General features: G+C 50.5%; 1 rRNA gene. It reads right to left on the bottom strand.

The annotated features are described in order from the left end of the window. A 16S ribosomal RNA gene (locus tag IE151_RS17580) occupies positions 1-469 on the bottom strand; the annotation flags it as partial. Positions 470-934: the final 465 nt, after the last annotated feature.

Genomic DNA, 934 nt, shown 5'->3' with positions numbered 1-934 from the left:
CTGCTGGCACGAAGTTAGCCGGGGCTTCTTCTGTGGGTACCGTCATTATCTTCCCCACTGAAAGAGCTTTACAACCCTAGGGCCTTCATCACTCACGCGGCATGGCTGGATCAGGGTTGCCCCCATTGTCCAATATTCCCCACTGCTGCCTCCCGTAGGAGTCTGGGCCGTGTCTCAGTCCCAGTGTGGCTGATCATCCTCTCAGACCAGCTACTGATCGTCGCCTTGGTAGGCCATTACCCCACCAACTAGCTAATCAGACGCGGGCTCATCTATCTCCGATAAATCTTTCCCCGTTGCCGGGCGTATGCGGTATTAGCACAAGTTTCCCTGTGTTATTCCGCAGAAATAGGTAGATTCCCACGCGTTACTCACCCGTCTGCCACTCACTCCGAAGAGTGCGTTCGACTTGCATGTGTTAAGCCTGCCGCCAGCGTTCGTTCTGAGCCAGGATCAAACTCTCAAGTTGAAAATCCAATCGCTTGGCTAATGGTCACGCTCAATATCTTGACGAGAACCAATGTACTTCAGCCTTCCAGTCAAAAACCAGAAAACATCACCACTGTCTCTCAAACGTGCCGCCAATCTATCTTGTCATAATCCAAACAGGCCCAAAGGACCCGAAAGGAAACAGCAAGGAAAAAGACTGCCGCCCACGTTTCTCTTTCTTCTCGATAAAAATGTCAAAGAACAGACACCAAAAAGTGTCAAAACAAACCAGCCAAATCACCAAATCGCCATCAGGCAAAACAGGCAATAAAAGCCAGACCAACAAAACCAAAGCCAACCCAAAAGGATCAAAGCAAAGGCCTCACCCTAAACAAAAGTCACAAAAACCTGAAGGCCGAACCGGATAAACCAGCCAAACCCCAGTATGCGACACCGCTATCGGGCAAAAAACAGAGCGCCAATCCCTCGCCGTTCCCAGCGAAGC

It is taken from the genome of Limoniibacter endophyticus, from assembly GCF_014652835.1.
In the GTDB taxonomy this organism is placed as follows: domain Bacteria; phylum Pseudomonadota; class Alphaproteobacteria; order Rhizobiales; family Rhizobiaceae; genus Limoniibacter; species Limoniibacter endophyticus.
Note: the sequence above shows the minus strand (reverse complement) of the source record. Positions and strands in the feature narration are given on the sequence as shown.